This window comes from Ignisphaera sp. (assembly GCA_038831005.1).
Lineage (GTDB): Archaea > Thermoproteota > Thermoprotei_A > Sulfolobales > Ignisphaeraceae > Ignisphaera.
In genome coordinates this window covers 221,555-237,021 of the sequence record JAWBKZ010000004.1, presented here as the reverse complement: position 1 = coordinate 237,021, position 15,467 = coordinate 221,555, and the positions used below count along the sequence as shown (strand labels likewise).

Annotated in this window: 21 protein-coding genes and 2 tRNA genes; 11 read left to right on the top strand and 12 right to left on the bottom strand. The window is 36.6% G+C overall.

Translation table 11 applies throughout. The features are described 5' to 3' along the window. Positions 1 to 56 precede the first annotated feature (56 nt). The 5 genes from QXK50_06165 to QXK50_06145 form a co-directional block, all read right to left on the bottom strand. Entirely contained in the window at positions 57 to 1,382 is a 1,326-nt protein-coding gene (locus QXK50_06165; protein MEM2008739.1) for a hypothetical protein, read from the bottom strand. Between the two features lie 79 nt (positions 1,383 to 1,461). After that, on the bottom strand, positions 1,462 to 2,100 hold the full coding sequence (locus QXK50_06160; GenBank protein MEM2008738.1) for an HAD-IB family phosphatase: 639 nt from the start codon (positions 2,098 to 2,100) through the stop codon (positions 1,462 to 1,464). Between the two features lie 21 nt (positions 2,101 to 2,121). Continuing rightward, positions 2,122 to 2,442, bottom strand: a complete 321-nt coding sequence (locus QXK50_06155; protein ID MEM2008737.1) for a hypothetical protein — start codon at positions 2,440 to 2,442, stop codon at positions 2,122 to 2,124. A 76-nt stretch (positions 2,443 to 2,518) separates the two neighbouring features. Continuing rightward, positions 2,519 to 2,875, bottom strand: a complete 357-nt coding sequence (locus tag QXK50_06150; GenBank protein ID MEM2008736.1) for a hypothetical protein — start codon at positions 2,873 to 2,875, stop codon at positions 2,519 to 2,521. Between the two features lie 146 nt (positions 2,876 to 3,021). Next, positions 3,022 to 3,243 (bottom strand): hypothetical protein, encoded by a 222-nt coding sequence (locus QXK50_06145; protein ID MEM2008735.1) that lies wholly within the window; start codon positions 3,241 to 3,243, stop codon positions 3,022 to 3,024. A gap of 85 nt (positions 3,244 to 3,328) precedes the next feature. Between QXK50_06145 and QXK50_06140 the strand changes: the two genes are divergently transcribed. From QXK50_06140 to QXK50_06130, 3 genes are all read left to right on the top strand, one after another. After that, positions 3,329 to 4,042 carry a metallophosphoesterase gene (locus tag QXK50_06140; GenBank protein ID MEM2008734.1) on the top strand — a complete coding sequence of 238 codons (714 nt, stop codon included), beginning with the start codon at positions 3,329 to 3,331 and terminating at the stop codon, positions 4,040 to 4,042. A 276-nt stretch (positions 4,043 to 4,318) separates the two neighbouring features. Then, a complete protein-coding gene (locus tag QXK50_06135; GenBank protein ID MEM2008733.1) occupies positions 4,319 to 4,819 on the top strand; it encodes a DUF1614 domain-containing protein in 501 nt (166 codons plus the stop codon). A gap of 78 nt (positions 4,820 to 4,897) precedes the next feature. Then, positions 4,898 to 5,794 carry a RimK family alpha-L-glutamate ligase gene (locus QXK50_06130; GenBank protein MEM2008732.1) on the top strand — a complete coding sequence of 299 codons (897 nt, stop codon included), beginning with the start codon at positions 4,898 to 4,900 and terminating at the stop codon, positions 5,792 to 5,794. A 227-nt stretch (positions 5,795 to 6,021) separates the two neighbouring features. Here QXK50_06130 and QXK50_06125 read toward each other — a convergent pair whose 3' ends face one another. After that, positions 6,022 to 6,342, bottom strand: a complete 321-nt coding sequence (locus QXK50_06125; protein MEM2008731.1) for a translation initiation factor — start codon at positions 6,340 to 6,342, stop codon at positions 6,022 to 6,024. An 86-nt stretch (positions 6,343 to 6,428) separates the two neighbouring features. On the opposite strand from QXK50_06125, the gene QXK50_06120 reads away from it, so the two are divergent. Next, complete coding sequence (locus tag QXK50_06120; GenBank protein ID MEM2008730.1) at positions 6,429 to 6,575, top strand: DNA-directed RNA polymerase subunit P; 147 nt, start codon at positions 6,429 to 6,431, stop codon at positions 6,573 to 6,575. 9 nt (positions 6,576 to 6,584) lie between these two features. Here the strand turns inward: QXK50_06120 and QXK50_06115 are convergent, their stop codons facing one another. Next, the gene (locus QXK50_06115) at positions 6,585 to 7,532 is read right to left on the bottom strand and encodes a transcription initiation factor IIB (protein ID MEM2008729.1); all 948 of its coding nucleotides are present in this window, start codon (positions 7,530 to 7,532) and stop codon (positions 6,585 to 6,587) included. A gap of 117 nt (positions 7,533 to 7,649) precedes the next feature. Here QXK50_06115 and QXK50_06110 point away from each other — a divergent pair. After that, a tRNA-Gln gene (locus tag QXK50_06110) sits at positions 7,650 to 7,880 on the top strand. A 5-nt stretch (positions 7,881 to 7,885) separates the two neighbouring features. Here QXK50_06110 and speB read toward each other — a convergent pair. Next, positions 7,886 to 8,824 carry an agmatinase gene (gene speB, locus QXK50_06105; GenBank protein ID MEM2008728.1) on the bottom strand — a complete coding sequence of 313 codons (939 nt, stop codon included), beginning with the start codon at positions 8,822 to 8,824 and terminating at the stop codon, positions 7,886 to 7,888. Positions 8,825 to 8,937: 113 nt separating this feature from the next. On the opposite strand from speB, the gene glyS reads away from it, so the two are divergent. The 6 genes from glyS to QXK50_06075 all read left to right on the top strand — a co-directional run bounded on the left by glyS (position 8,938) and on the right by QXK50_06075 (position 13,463). Continuing rightward, positions 8,938 to 10,704, top strand: a complete 1,767-nt coding sequence (gene glyS / locus QXK50_06100) for a glycine--tRNA ligase (GenBank protein MEM2008727.1) — start codon at positions 8,938 to 8,940, stop codon at positions 10,702 to 10,704. 48 nt (positions 10,705 to 10,752) lie between these two features. After that, entirely contained in the window at positions 10,753 to 11,145 is a 393-nt protein-coding gene (locus QXK50_06095; GenBank protein MEM2008726.1) for a hypothetical protein, read from the top strand. 12 nt (positions 11,146 to 11,157) lie between these two features. After that, entirely contained in the window at positions 11,158 to 11,589 is a 432-nt protein-coding gene (locus QXK50_06090) for a hypothetical protein (protein MEM2008725.1), read from the top strand. Positions 11,590 to 11,690: 101 nt separating this feature from the next. Continuing rightward, complete coding sequence (locus QXK50_06085; GenBank protein ID MEM2008724.1) at positions 11,691 to 12,371, top strand: hypothetical protein; 681 nt, start codon at positions 11,691 to 11,693, stop codon at positions 12,369 to 12,371. Then, complete coding sequence (endA, locus tag QXK50_06080) at positions 12,344 to 12,910, top strand: tRNA-intron lyase (protein ID MEM2008723.1); 567 nt, start codon at positions 12,344 to 12,346, stop codon at positions 12,908 to 12,910. The genes QXK50_06085 and endA overlap by 28 nt, the downstream gene beginning before the upstream one ends. Before the next feature lie 58 nt (positions 12,911 to 12,968). Further along, complete coding sequence (locus QXK50_06075) at positions 12,969 to 13,463, top strand: hypothetical protein (GenBank protein ID MEM2008722.1); 495 nt, start codon at positions 12,969 to 12,971, stop codon at positions 13,461 to 13,463. On the opposite strand, the gene QXK50_06070 is transcribed toward QXK50_06075, so the two are convergent. The 4 genes from QXK50_06070 to QXK50_06055 all read right to left on the bottom strand — a co-directional run bounded on the left by QXK50_06070 (position 13,414) and on the right by QXK50_06055 (position 15,452). Continuing rightward, the gene (locus QXK50_06070; protein ID MEM2008721.1) at positions 13,414 to 14,061 is read right to left on the bottom strand and encodes a UbiX family flavin prenyltransferase; all 648 of its coding nucleotides are present in this window, start codon (positions 14,059 to 14,061) and stop codon (positions 13,414 to 13,416) included. The genes QXK50_06075 and QXK50_06070 overlap by 50 nt on opposite strands. Positions 14,062 to 14,157: 96 nt before the next feature. Continuing rightward, positions 14,158 to 14,230 (bottom strand) — tRNA-Asn (locus QXK50_06065). Then, positions 14,221 to 15,063 carry a hypothetical protein gene (locus QXK50_06060; protein MEM2008720.1) on the bottom strand — a complete coding sequence of 281 codons (843 nt, stop codon included), beginning with the start codon at positions 15,061 to 15,063 and terminating at the stop codon, positions 14,221 to 14,223. Before QXK50_06060 ends, QXK50_06065 begins: the two co-directional genes overlap by 10 nt. Positions 15,064 to 15,167: 104 nt before the next feature. Next, on the bottom strand, positions 15,168 to 15,452 hold the full coding sequence (locus QXK50_06055) for a DNA-directed RNA polymerase subunit M (protein MEM2008719.1): 285 nt from the start codon (positions 15,450 to 15,452) through the stop codon (positions 15,168 to 15,170). Between the last annotated feature and the right edge of the window lie 15 nt (positions 15,453 to 15,467).

Genomic DNA, 15,467 nt, shown 5'->3' with positions numbered 1-15,467 from the left:
ATAAATAGATTAAGTAGTGATGCAGAAACACATAGTTATATACATATAGTTAAATTTTATGTTGCCTCTCTAAATGTTTTAAGAATTATAAATAGTATTACCATTACCTGAACCGCAACAAATACTAATGTTATAAGCACTAAAACTGACACTTGTTTTGGGGAAACAGTTGTCAAAGTGTATTTTGTGTGATCCTCATTTAAGGTATCTGTATAAATGCGCTTTACTTTTGCTGTAGCTATCATATTTGCCCAATCTATTGTATTATTGCAATAGCAAATATCTCTGTAGATTTGGATTATTTCAGCTAATAGGGTACGTATATAATCCTCATCCTCATTAAGAGCTACTGTGTTTATGTTGCTTAATACTGTTGTTATTACTGTTTCCGAGGGATATGAAATATATTGTATCTCTATGACGAATTTAGATATGTTATATCTGTCTACCGTATGGCTCATTAGTGTGTATATCTCTATTCCCTTATTGATGTATTCTCTAAGTATTTCACTCATCTTCTTTGTGATATCAAGTTTATTCATGACGCTAAGCTCTACAAATAGTGTCCGTATTTCGAGATTCTTGATGATATCATTAACTATACCAATTATAGGAATCATGCAAGACAAAGAGCTTGTGACTGATGCTACTTCATCACCATTTATACTTTCTATCCTATACATTGTATTATGCTTACTATCTTTCACGACTTCGTTAACTTCGATCCAGGTATACATGGGTATTCTATTAAGACAAATATACGTATCATCATTTAAGCCCAGGTACCCGATATACTTGGTCTTATTTATATAGAGATCATATATATTTATGTATTCACGCACCTCATTTTTTGTTCTCAATACTGTCATTAAAGTATTCCAGTTCTCGATCATAGACAAGTTAAGTTTCTTTATAGTATCCTTTACATAATCGTTTATCTGCATATATTTAAAAGAAGAATTACCTGAATTAACCTGGAGATTTGTTTTTAAGCTAAACCATTGAACAATTATGTAATCCTTGTTTACCACTATATTGCTGTCAATAAGTATGGAGAGATTGGAATATGTGTAAGTGAACTGGTAGAACAGTCTTTCGCCACCTACAAAAACATATGATAAATTTGATATTGTTCCTTGATCTATATCCAGATTCGATAATGCTTCAATTTGGTGTTCGATACTTGATGGTCCCACTACGAGCATAGAACTTGAGTAAACATTAGCTCTACTCACTTTACTACGGTAAATCCATGAAATCTCTTTATCTCGTACCTTGATTGTGTTTTCAGACCCTTCTTCAGAAATATTGTTTTCCATGTTCAATGTGACAAACACTAGCATTATAATTATACATGTATAAAATATCTTTCTCAAATTCAAGAGCTGGTTACACCAACCTTAGTTAGTATAATGCAGCTGGTACTTAAGGTTTAAGGCAATCAGTGAAAATGTAGTTACATTAGATCGTATAAAGTACATTTACGAGATTTCTTATGTTACATGAATTAATAAAGATGTTGATGTAATCTCTTCTTAAGTTTTTTGAAGGACAGAAAGCTATCGAGACATCGCAGTGTCTAAACATATCGATATCGTTGATATTGTCACCTATACATATCAATTCGCTATACTCTATACTATTGCTACGCAGATACTCTATCAATTCCGTACCTTTACCATTGAAATCTGGATAACTCAATGCATAACCTGTAAGTCTTCCATTCAATATTTCTAACTCTACACCTATATATGAATTGAATTTGAGTTCATGTACCGCTCTTTCACCTAAGAAATTAAACCCCCCTGAGATAGCTATAAATATGTCTCTAGACTTTTTATGCCTAAATTCTACTAAATCCTCTATACCGTTTCTCCATGGAATAGCATACACAATTCTTTTGAAGACTTCAACATCTATATTTTTCCATAGATTTAGCTCCATTGCTACCCATTCATCATAGCTTAACAAACCTTCAAAGAAATACTTTGAATAGTTTCTAGATCTGTGCACAGTATTGAGAATATTGTGAATGAATCTCCAGCAACTTCTAATCGGTGTTAATGTTCCATCTACATCAAAAGCGTACACTCTTACCATGCACCAGCTCCTAAAACAAACCTAAACTGGTGAGGATTTACGGTTTACCGCTTCTAGAAGTTTCTTCATCTCTTCTTTAACCATGAACTCTATATCTCTTGAGTGAACTCTTACGAGATGCAGATAAAATCCCCTTTTTGTGAAGGGCCCCTTATCACAAAGATTGCACCATAATCCTCCATTTCTCTTAACTATAGTCGCCACCATCTTATCTATGGCTTTATCCATCATTGATACAATAGAAGGTGTTACAAGTTCTCTTAGTTCATATTTCTGACCTAATAGAGCTGCTTTTCTAGCTACATACTCGGTAAGTTTTTTCAATGCGAGTTCCTGCCTCATGTTCACACCTATATGTAACTTTGAGTATCACTACAGAATTTAAAAGCTAAGTCTCTTTCCTGACGTGGTACTCATTTTAATATCTGGATGCAATACATTTAACTGTGTTAATAAGCTTTTCCTCCTCGCAACTCCCTTCATTACACATTATATATGCTATATAGGACATGACCGTACATGTATCTTGATTTTTTAAACATAGTGCTTCTTCATATAGTGTGTATCCATAGGCATTTTCACATATATGTACTGCAACAATCTTCTTTCTAGCTATTTCAACTATGCTAAAGCTCGTTAACTCCACATATTCATCTCTTTTTGTAGCCTTCACTACAGCATCTATAATGGCTATAACTGTATCTTGATTTACATTGACTATAGCAATCTCTCTATGATTATCTATTATTATCTTCTGGACACCAACATTATTCATTTCCTTCAACCCAGCTCAGAATATTCAAAATTACTAATCGTATTTTGAATCATCATGCCGAGTCAATTAACGAACAAACAAAACATCAATAACCCATCAAACTCTAGTAATCGTCTTTTATCTCTTAGTTTTTGTTAAGATATTCATTAAAGATTCAGTAAAAGGTTCAGCTCTGAACCACAATAAGGACATTTCATGTGAAGTTTCTTAGCATCTGCTATACAGAAGTAAGCTTCATATTTGCTACCGCACTTGGGACACATATATATTATGTCATCACCTATGTAGAGTTTTTTAGCACATAACCTGCACTTAAGTTCAATCCATCCTTTATGTCCAGAGGCATTACATCCCCTAGGCTTTATCATACTGCTTTACACCTCTTAATAGTGCTGAGAAGATGCAAATCTATTTTAAGTGTTAATGAACTTATCTTATTGGTGACGTTTAGTTATGTTACATATAGTATCAGTATCTGATGTCCATAGCCCTAGATATCTTCCGCTTTTCTTTGCCTCTATAACTACGTTAAGACTTGTGAATCAAAAAGCTGATTTAATAATACTTGCAGGCGATATGGTGGAAAAGAATTCTATAGATAACATGAAGCCCATTATCTCTGTTCTCAATAAGCTTGTCAATAAAAATCCTAGACGTATTCCTATAGTAGCTGTATTCGGTAATGAAGAGTACATAGGCTTTGAACACAGATATAGAGAGATGTATCCGGAAGTTCTATGGCTAGATGATGAATATACTATCATCGAGATTAAGGACGCAGAAATATGTATTGTAGGTAGTCGTGGGGTACTTGAGAGACCGACTACGTGGCAGAAAAAGAATATTCCATGTATAGAGAATTTGTATAGCAATAGGCTCAGAAAAATTAAGGAATTACTGAATATATGTAGAGAGTATAGATTATCAATACTTGTAACACATTATGCCTCAACATCTGTAACTCTACAAGGAGAGCCACCACAGATTCACTATTTCTTAGGTTATAAGATAATTGAGTATATAGATAGCGATCTTAGACCTGATATATCTATCCATGGTCATGTGCATAATTCTACAAAAACCTATGCCATGATCAATACCACCAAGATCTTTAATGTATCTCTTCCAGCCATCAAACATATAACAGTTATAGATGTAAATATATGAGTTACTTAAAGTACTTAAACAAATTATGCCATGGAGATGCTTTAAATGATGCCCTTATTTTGTGTATATCGGTTACCTATAGCTCCAGCAAGCGATGATGTATTTATATGGTGTTACTCAATCAATCTTTAGTTATGATTGAGAATGAAGAAAAACAAGCTAAAACTATGGCTCATTCAGAGAACTATGATGATCCTTTTGTTAACAGTGTATACCTCTTATTGTTTACTACTGAATTGTTTGAATATACTAACCATTACTTTTCTAGCTATAGTGATGCCATGTATAGCAAACCCCAAGAAAGTATGTCGATCGATACGTTTACCACTAATCAATGGTATCGCCATTAACTGTTGCGGCTTTTTACTTCCATTATACTCTACACTAGTACTGATGATATGCAAGACCGTAGAAATACAACACCTAATTCTGTTACTATCATTAGCTATAGCCATAGCCGTAGTACATACGTATGCAACAGAGAAGATGATTCTTGTTAATGTGGTTAGATACACATTATCATTCGTACTTCTATCGATAGCTATAACGTATAGTGAAGATATCTACTACATATTACCTTTCTCAACAATTATGGGAATAGTTCTAGGTTCTGATATACTTCCATCTATATTCATGTATAGATCTCTAGAGAGTGAAAGCAAGGTGTTGGTAATCGGAGGATATATGGCTTTAGATTCGATACCCATATCTCTCATAATCTCTCTATCAATATTATCAATATTTCGAATACTGCAATTATTTGGCATACACTTCTGATTAAAGTGCTTCATCAAGATTCTTAAACTTAGCTAAGCTCTGCAGTTATTGAACTTAAAACCGTTGAAGTGATCTTTTATGAAGATAGCGGTTGTAGCTGATAAAGCGGTACCGCCATGGAGTGTTAGACAGATAATACTTGCTCTAGAATATCTAGGTGCTTCAGCAATATACGTAAGACCTTCTGAACTTGTTTCAGTCTTTGGTGAAGGAGACGATACTATACTCCATCTAGCTACATCAAGACCTATAGAATTCAATGGCGTAATTCTAAGGGATCTAGGCTCAACAATAACCCTAGAGAATTTCCTTAGGAGATGTAATGTGTTTAGACACTTAGAGTTACTTGGTATTCCTGTGATTAATCCCGTGGATTCTATAGTTGTAGCCAGAGATAAGTACTATAGTTTACTACTTCTAAATAGAGCCGGTCTACCGGTACCTAAGACCCTCGTAACAGAAGATTTTATGTTACCATCAAAGGTTACAGAACAATGGAGTAAAACTATCATAAAGCCTGTGATAGGGAGTATGGGCTTCGGAATAGTTATGACTGAAAACCCTGATGTAACTTACACAATAGCTAGAACGCTAGCGCAACTTAAACAACCTATATATCTTCAGAGATACATAGAAAAGCCTGGTAGAGATATAAGGATCCTTGTCGTAGGTAACGAAATTGTCGCAGCTTATTATCGTGTACAGAATTCAAAAGATGAATGGAAAACCAACATAGCTCAAGGAGCTAAACCAATACCCATAACTAAACTTAGTGAAGAGCTTCACACCATTATCTTCAAGGTTATGAAGGTTCTAAAACTTCACTATGCCGGGATAGATGTAGCTGAAACCGAGAAAGGATACGTAATTTTTGAGGTTAATGCGTCTCCGCAATGGAGAGGTATCCAAAAAGCTACAGGTATTAATCCAGCACTACATCTAGCCAGATATGTTTTATCTCTCATTAAACGATAAGTGTTGTGATACATATATTGAGTTGAATGATGATTATGCAAACCGGCTGATTTCGTGATGAAGAGCTCTCGCCCTGACTGCTCTAGTGCGTACAGAACCCAACATAGATAAATAAGTTCGTATTAAGTAAAACAAAAACTTTGGATTGATCGCATATATCATTACTGGAGCCATAGAAACTATTATACTTCATTAACTCTACTCTTTTACTGGCCTCTTTTACTGGTTCATGATCCTCCTTCTTCAATGAATACTATGTTATCAGGATTGAATCCCAGCTCTTCGACCAATATTTTCTTTACTTTAGATCTATGATCTCCCTGTATCTCTATTCTACCGTTCTTTAGAGTACCTCCAGCAGCTAACTTTGTTTTTAGGTAAGAAGCAAGCTTCTTTAAGTCAAAGGTTTTATCGTCTATACCTTCTATTACTGTTACAACCTTACTCATTTTTCTGCGCTCTAGCTTTATTTTTATGACTTGTGATTCTGTTTCAAGTTGTGCACATAGTTCTGAAGGTAATCCAGCACATAGTGTGTCTACTTTCATTGGTTTGCATGCCCATACAGTTTCTAGCGTAACAGTTTAAAAATTTGACTAGTTTTCTATATGATGTGCATACAAGGTTGAACTCTATGACCAGATACATATGTATAAAGTGTTACAAAGAATTTGATGAATCAGAGTTAAAGGTCATGTTGAGTACCAGATGCCCCTACTGCGGATATAGAGTTATAGCAAAAAGTAGAAGTAGTGAGATAAAGATACTGAAAGCAATTTGAATCCAACATTTATGTCTCTTCCTCACTATTTATCTTGAGGACGTTTAATACCTTTGTAAGCTCTTTATACCTATTTCTAACTGTTACCTCAGTCACACCTGCAGCTGCTGCAACTTCTTTCTGTGTTCTTCTCTCATCATTTATAAGAGCCGCTATATATACTGAAGCAGCTGCAATTCCTGCAGGATCTCTGCCTGCTGTTATACCTAGTTCTCTAGCCTTCTGGATAATATCTACTGCAAGTTTTGCTGTAGCTCCGCTAAGACCCAGCATTGATGCTATTCTTTGAGCATATTCTGTAGCATCCACAATAGGTATCTTGAGGCTTAATTCTCTCACAAGAAGTCTGTAACATCTAGCAATATCTTTCCTACTACTCTTTGTATACTTCGAAATCTCATCAAGAGTTCTAGGCACACCATGTATTCTGCAAGCAGCATAAAGTGCTGCAGCAACCATACTCTCTATCGCTCTTCCACGTACAAGTTCTCTCTCTATAGCTCTTCTATATATTATTGCCGCCTCCTCTTTCACAAACCTAGGTAAATTGAGTTGTTCTGCCACTCTCTCAAGCTCATTTAGAGCCTGCAAGATATTTCTACTTACAGCACTCTGAATCCTTGTCCTACTATGCCATCTCCTTATCCTAATGAGCTCGAGTCTTCTCTTGAGATCCAGCTTCCTACTCGATGCATCTCTATCATACCAGTCTATAATAGTTGATAGCCCGCTATCTTGTAGAGCTATATTTATAGGGCTTCCAGCACGACTTCTCCTCTCCTTCTCTTCTGCAGTAAAAGCACGCCATTCTGGTCCTCTATCAATAACATGTTCGGAAATAACTTCACCACTATCAGCACAAATCCATTCACCACTAATTTCATCATACACAATATTACCGCTAGGACATCTCGAAACAATATCTTCTGGAGAAGGTTCTGAAGGTCTTATCACCATAAGAGCTTACCTCTTAACTCTTTGAGCGAAAAGCTTATAAATTTTTCTGTAATCTCCTCTAGGATCTCACTAACTACAAAATTTTTAACCTTAGCTAACGATAAGTTATTCTGAAGTAGCCGGGTCGTCTAGCGGCCAAGGATGCGGGGCTTTGGATCTAACCGCCGCTACCCACACAACATATCATATTATGTCCCTATTCGGTGCAGAATATTTCTAAAAAATTTTTAGAGGATCTATTAAAACTTAAATACCTTCAATCTATACTGGTATTGTCTAGCTCTCTGGGTAGCGGCGGTTAAGAAAAGAGCCCCCGTGACCGGGGTTCGAATCCCCGCCCGGCTACCATATCTCTACATCCTACACATGTGCTTTTCTGCTCTATCTCGATAAATGTTTCTATAGATTGTTGCTGTTAATTCTATGATTATTTTTGCTGCAAGAAATGATGTTATATCTGATTGATCATATATAGGCGATATCTCTACTAGATCGATTACATGTATCCTATTGTTAGCAACCAGTGACAGTATTTTGAGTAGTGTAGTTGGATCAAGTCCCAGAGGTTCTGGTGTTTGTACACCAGGTGCATATGTTGGATCAAGTATATCCATATCTATTGATACATATAGCCCACTACAACTCTCTAACTCATGCATTAGTTCTCTTTCTATATTTGGGGGGGCATTTCCTTGCCATACACTAATTATATCTATATAGTCTTTTAGCTGACGGTATGCTTCTACCTCTTCTCTGCTTAAGGCTCTAGCGCCTAACAGTATTATCCTGCTCTTGGTCTCTTCAATAATTCTCTTAATTACTGTAGCATGATTGTATCTGGATCCCAGATATTCATCTCTTAGATCTGCATGTGCATCTAGTACAACCAGGCATGGTGATCTCTCTGAAGCCAGACTCTTGAAGATAGGTAGAGTTATTGTGTGTTCACCGCCAATGGCGATTAGTATCCTATCTCTATCTTTGAGGATTTCGCTTACCACACACTCTATTCTCTTCAGCGAACCCTGCATATCACCTGGGGATAACACTACATCACCTACGTCCTCAAATCCTATAGACTCTATATCTATTCCCGTCATGATCGAACACAACTCTAGTGATCTAGATACAAATCTAATCCTTCTTGGCGCTATACCACATCCGCTCCTGAACGATGAAGACATATCTAAAGGAACGCCCAAGATCGTAAACGGTGTTTCATTCTTGTTCTTGTTAAAACCTAGAAATGCTTCTCCAGATCCCGTGCCTGTTAAGTACATCTTGGAGCACATGATCGATACCTCGTACTACAGTGCCTCTCTCGACATTGTTACCTATAATAGCCTTAATACTCTGTTCAGTATAATTTTAGCTTTACAGAAACGGTATATACTGGTGTAAATGCGTGAGTACATCAAAGTACGACAAAATCATGAACCTAGCCTTCAGAAGAGGCTTTATATGGCCTTCATTCGAGATATATGGAGGTCAAGCTGGGTTCTACGATTTAGGACCCCTCGGTGTCTTGCTTAAGAACAATATAGTGAGCCTATGGCGTGAAGTGTTTGTTAAACAACACCAAGATATTGTTGTAGAGGTGGAGACCCCTATAATAAATCCCGCTATAGTTTTTAGAGCAAGTGGACATGAGGAAAGTTTTACGGACTATGCTGTAGAATGCCTCTCTTGCCACCGTGTCTATAGAGCCGATCACCTTATTGAAGAAAGACTCGGTATATCAGCTGAAGGATTAAACGAGATAATGTTAGGAAAACTTATAGAAGAACATGGTATTGTTTGTCCTGCTTGTGGAGGAAAATTCTCAGAAGTTAGACGTTTCCTGCTACTCTTTCAAACATTTGTAGGACCCTACTCTCCAGAAAACTTAGCCTATCTAAGACCTGAAGCAGCTCAAGGAATGTTCATAAACTTCAAACGCGTCTATGAGTTAATGAAGAAGCGTCTTCCATTCGGTATTGTACAGATAGGTAAAGTTGCACGAAATGAGATTTCCCCTAGACAAGGACCTATAAGGTTAAGAGAGTTTACGATAATGGAGATAGAATTCTTCTATGATGCACAAAATCCGGACTGCTCTATTCTTGAGGAGAAATGCAATAATGAGAAGATAAGGATTTTGACGGCTGAAGAGAGAACTCGCGGAGAATCCAAACCCATAACCATTTCTCCTACCGAAGCCTTTAGAGAGAACATAATTATAAGTCCGTGGCTTGCCTACTGGATGTGTGTGTCGAAGAGATTTATATCAATGATGGGTGTACCTGATGAAAATAGCTATTTTGAGGAGAAACTGCCTTCAGAAAGAGCACACTATTCTAAGCAAACATTCGATCAGATAGTTATTGTAGATAAATGGGGTAAACTAGAGATTTCAGGACATGCTTATAGACATAGCTATGATCTTGAGAGACATGCTAAGTATAGTGGAGCTGATCTCTACGCTCTTCGGCAACTTAAAGAGCCCCTAGTAATCAAAAAACGTACAGCTAGATACGATAAGAAGCTTATTCTGAATATCTATGGTCAGCAAGCAGGAGAGGTATTCAGGGTCCTCTCTAATTATTCTCCAGAAGAACTTCTTAAAGTACTGGAATCGACTGTAGGCGATAACGTAGTTATTGATGGTGTTACTATACCAAAGTCGGTATTTGTTGTTGAGGATAGTGTGGAAAAAGTGTGGGTAGAGAAATTTGTGCCACATGTATCTGAGCCCTCATTTGGAGCTGAAAGACTTATGTATATAGTTCTCGAGTATGCATACAAAGAGCTAGAGAACGGAAGAATTGTTCTATCTCTACCAAAAAAATTAGCACCTATAAAGGTGGGTATAGCTACACTTGTTGATAAACAGCCCTTTAAATCTATGGCAAGCGAGATCTACGAGACAATAAAATCTAAGCACCATGCACTCATATTAGAGGGAGAATCGATAGGTAAGAAATATGCTATAGCTGATGAAATAGGTATACCTTTTGTTGTTACAATAGATTATGAGAGTATAAGCACAGGATCGACGGTAACTATCAGGGATAGGGACAGTAGAAAACAGATAAGAATTCCATTACAGGATCTTGTAAAGGTTTTAGATATAGGTCTAGAAGAGTGCGATATATTTGGCTTGGGTTACCAAGTTATTGAACCAAAAGATTAAAATCTCTATAGTGTGTATCCATTACTAGGTATATGTATCGGGATGTATATGGATACAGTTAAAGAAGATTTCGAGAATGTTGAAGCAAAGAGCTATGAATATGAGGAAAAACAGGAAAAAACAGATATCAAGAAGCTATTAGCTGTAGTGCCTCCACCTAGCGCTATTCTCTCAAAGAATAGGAAAGTTGTTAAGGAGAAAAGAATCAGACTCGTCTACGATTCTTCTATAGGTAAAGATGAGGCTAAAATACCTAGTGGTTTGGCCAAGGAGCTTGGAGTAAAAGACTTTATCGAAATATCTATTGCAGGACGTAAAAGATTTAGATTCAGGGCTCTAATAGCTGATGATGTATCTGGTGATGTTGTTCACGTTAATCCAGAACTCATGAAAATACACGGCGTAGCTGATAAGAGTATTTGTACAATAAGAAGCACATAGAAGTTGATCCAAATGAATCAAACGAATATTGTCCAGATGCTTGAAAATGCTGTCTACAGACATAGTAGGTATATAGAAAGATGTAAAATCGTATTAAAAAGGATATCTAAAGAAAAGAAGCTAGATAAACTAAACGAAGGTCTTTCAAACCTAGTGAAATTGTCTAAGAGACTAGAAGAAATACTTAGACTCATAAATAATTCACTTTCTTTGGAAAATCTAACGATTGAAGAAATTGAATCTATAGCTATAATGACCTTCTACATATATGAGGTATCTATAGAAGAAGAACGTATACTTTGGCTTAGGTACAGTAGAGAACTTTCTGATGAGCATCATCTCGAAGACGTGAATATGCACCTTATGCGTCTAGATCGACTAAAGAACGTGGCCAAAGAAGTGTTAGAGAATGTTGAAAAATGTAGTGCTTTTCTATCTAGATGAGTATTATATTGTAGATCTAGGTTGTTCTAATCCAAAAATTTATATACTATGTTCACACTATTTTGCTTAGATGGCTTGTTCCATAGAATGGTGCTTCAATAATGACTAGCGAAATAGTTGAACCTGAAATCGAGAGAATAAAGATTTCTCTAGCTGAAGAAAATCTGATCGAGCAGATACGTAACTATATAGTTAAGCTTCTATGGATTGTTCAAGAATCACAACACATTGCGAACCATTTATTCAACCAGAAATTTGAAGCTACTAGAACTAGAGCGAGTAAAGTAGTTGAAGAGTTTAAAACAGTTCGCGATATACGTTATAATCTAGCTCGTTATGTAGCCAAGGTAGCGGTTTCGATGATAGGTACCAACTACTATGTAAGTCTACTGGATTCTATAACAGTTCTTTCAAATTCTTTATACAAATTCATCCTAGAGTTGGAGTTACTTGGCTTGAGACAGATAGCAATAGATGAATCAACAATACTTTCTATCCAAAATATTATCAAAAGCATTGTAGATTACCTAACATGTTTAAGTGATATACTTAGATACTTCATAGAGAGCCCTGTTAAAGGTGTACAACAGATATCGAAGATCTTTAGAGATGGAGATACCATAATTGAAATGTATAGAGGTATCTATTTAAGCCAGCCATATGATCTTAAGCACAGCTCTATCCAAATAACCACCTTCATCCTATCACTTGGCAACATTATACAAGACCTTGTTAATCTAGGTGAAAAAATTGTATGGCTGTATACGATAAGAACTACATAGCCAAGATAGATGTTGTTGGTAGAAAGTCCCTAGTATTAGATAAAATCCAGAGCGATGTCCTCTTCAAACGATTCTACGGTAAACCACTATCTATCTCAAAACCTAAGATTGATCAGAGCTATCAAGAACCTTTAGTTTTATCCATGTACGAAACTCTCTACATGTGTAGGAAAGGTTTAGCTGAGGTAAGTATCAATGGCGAATCTATCGACTGTGATAAACTATGGAGTTTTTGTAGAGATGTTTCACATGATTTTGATATTAAGTATCATGTTTATGAATATCTAAGGGATCGTAACTATATCATAAGGGGTGGAACTAAATATGGAGCAGATTTTACTGTATATACTGTGGGACCAGGATACGAACATGCACCCTATGTTGTTACTGTTGTATCTAAAGAACACAAAATTAAGCCTACAGATATAGTAGCTCTTGGTAGAGTTAGCCACAGTGTAAGGAAGCACTCTGTACTAGCTATCGTGGATAGAGATGACAACAATATACGTTATATAGTTTTTAAGTGGATTAAGTTGTAGAAGTAGACCTTAGGTGAAAACCCGAAAGTCTAGGTATTTAAAGTCATGGTGAATCCTTTTGAAAGACGATGAATCAGCTATAAAGCATTCTAAAGACAGTAGATACAGCCAACAAAAGCCTCAACACTTTAAAGATTATAGAGAAAGAAAACGTGTAGAGGAACATCGATATAGAGATAATCATTTCACTAGATTGCCTAGGCAGCAACAATATGAAGAACGTAAAGACGTTCAACCAAAACCTGTAAACGGTATGTGTAACCCTATGTGCTCCTTCTTTAGGTGTACTAAAAAAGCGCTTGAGGTTAAACTTATTAATGGAAGATCTACGGCTTTCTGTAAATGGGTTAAAGATTCTTGTATCTCGTATAAGTGTCAGTATTCATCATGTTTACAAAGATACTTGTTGCCCGATGGTAAATGTCTTGCTGTTGCAAAAAGTGATACCCAGAAGGAGGATATGTTTCTGAAGGAGTTGGAGAGAAGCGAGGACAACAGGAATCTCAAGAATCTTTTAAGCCGTAAAGGATTTGGCAAGGATCTTGTATTTTAGGTTCCTTAGCACTTTTCCACCTCCTATAGAGATTGCTGTGTAGTTCAAGAACATCAAATACTTTACCGATGATAAAGTCTACCACATCTCTTATATTTTGTGGATATGCATAGAAACCTATCACAGCTGGTATAATGGCTACTCCAGCTCTAGCTGCTCTATACAATATCTTGAGCTCTATTTCGCCAAGAGGAGATTCTCTAACAATGGCTATTACTTTTCTCTTCATTCTAAGCCCATTAAGTATGGCTCTGGTAATAAGGTTTGATCCAATTCCGTTTACAATCAGTGCTAGAGTTTTTATAGATGCAGGAATAAGTATATATGCATCAAGAGTGTTGCTACTACTGGCTACAGATGCATCGATTCTATTTTCATCATACAACTCATCCACATATTCACCTAGTTTAGATATGAACCATTCTCTAGATACACACTCGCTATCTGCTACAAGAAGAGCATTAGAAGTGTACGATGCCACTATATATGAATTCAGTTTCTTCAGTAGTTCTGCAAACCTTATAGCAAGCACACATCCACTAGCACCAGTCACCCCAAGAAAAACCTTCAATACTTCAGACCTGCGCGAGTCTATCACATTTCAACCCTTTCGAGCTTCATCATCAGACACATGTAAGCGAATTTTATGGAAAAAGATCATCAAGACACAGACACTATGGATGCGGGTTTAAGGCGCCGGGGGGAGGATTCGAACCTCCGACCACGGGGTTAACAGCCCCGCGCTCTACCAGCTGAGCTACCCCGGCACCGATGTTGTCACATTCATATTAGATCCGTACTCTGAGGCTTTAAGTTTATCGTTGACCTTATCCTCACTAGACATTATGTAGCACATGATTATAATGCTGTATATGGGTGCAGTAAATGGGTCTACGTTTATTCTTAAATGCATAATGTTACTCCGTTCTACACCGTTTCTCACTAGGTTTAAAACAAATTCGTTTACTATGTGTTCTTCAACTGATGTATATATTAGAAAAAGGGGTGCCTCAATTTTTTGAATACCAAAGCTTTCATTTATGATAAATGCTTGTACACCTCTATCAACAAGTTCTTCTCCTACAATAGTAAGAGCTTTAGATACTGCTATATGCTTCACATCTCTATACATAGATAGTTCATGAGCATATTTCTCTACGAGTTCATTAACGATACTTTTTAGCTCTAGCTCTTTTTCTATCCTGCGTATTCTTGCTACACTTTTTCCACCAATATATAGAGCTATACGCAAGAAAGTCTGCAGAACTGTTACCCTATAAATAGTGCTCTCTATTTCTATAATCTCTAACTTTTCTGAACTGACGTCTACCCTTCCTCTTATTAACGATGCTACAGTTGTTGGTAAAAACATTAAGGTATCTAATCCCATAGTTGATACCGTTTGTGCCACTCTATACACACAATTGACGCTTGCTGGACTTGACACCAGAACAACTTTATCTATGTCTTCAGCTATGTATGGCACCACAATATTGTGACAGTATTCAGCATCTAGCGTAAGTATGTTGAGACTAGGTTTAGAGATCTTGAGAAGAATACCTATATAGGTCGCTAATCCTCTTGTTGTACCACAATACATTATAACTATTTTCTCATATCTGGAAAAATGGTCCTTGATGTTTTGCGCTATGTTGCTTGATATTCTTTCTGATTTATCAACAAGATCTATTACATGCTTTAACGTTATGTTTCTTCACCACCGTACTCCTCCTCGCGGAGGAGCTCCATGAAGAGCTCTTTATAGTATTCTTCCCTCTCTTGCTCTAGTTCCTCCTTCTTTCTTCCTCCCTTTTTCTCTTCACTTACAACAGATGTTGTTAAAACTTTTGGTGGCGGTTGTTGTGTAGCTAATCTGTATCCTGTTCCCTGTTGCTGTATTTCGTACCCACATTTAGAGCATCTAAGAACCGCTTCCTCACCCTTCTTTTGAGGTACTAATAGACCTCCACATTTAGGGCAGAATCGCATTGATAGACACCTCGA